This is a genomic window from Guyparkeria sp. SB14A (assembly GCF_005096345.1).
In the GTDB taxonomy this organism is placed as follows: Bacteria; Pseudomonadota; Gammaproteobacteria; order Halothiobacillales; family Halothiobacillaceae; genus Guyparkeria; species Guyparkeria hydrothermalis.
In genome coordinates this window covers 1-254 of sequence record NZ_SWAW01000084.1, presented here as the reverse complement: position 1 = coordinate 254, position 254 = coordinate 1, and the positions used below count along the sequence as shown (strand labels likewise).

Annotated in this window: 1 pseudogene; it reads right to left on the bottom strand. The window is 66.5% G+C overall.

The features are described 5' to 3' along the window. Positions 1-254, bottom strand: a pseudogene (locus FAZ79_RS11350) (sigma 54-interacting transcriptional regulator); the annotation flags it as partial.

The window sequence follows — 254 nt, the reverse complement described above, 5'->3', positions numbered from 1 at the left end:
CGTGGGTGGCGGCAATGATGCGGGCATCGACGGCGATCGTGGCGTCCCCGCCGACGCGCTGGATCTCGCCCTGTTGCAGGAATCGCAGCAGGTTGACCTGCACGTCCAGCGGCAGATCGCCGATCTCTCGAGGAACAGGGTCCCGCCCTGGGCCTGCTCCACCCAGCCGATTCGGCGCTTGGTCGCGCCGGTGAACGCGCCCTTTTCATGGCCGAACAACTCCGACTGGATCAGGTTAGGGCTCAATGTCCCGC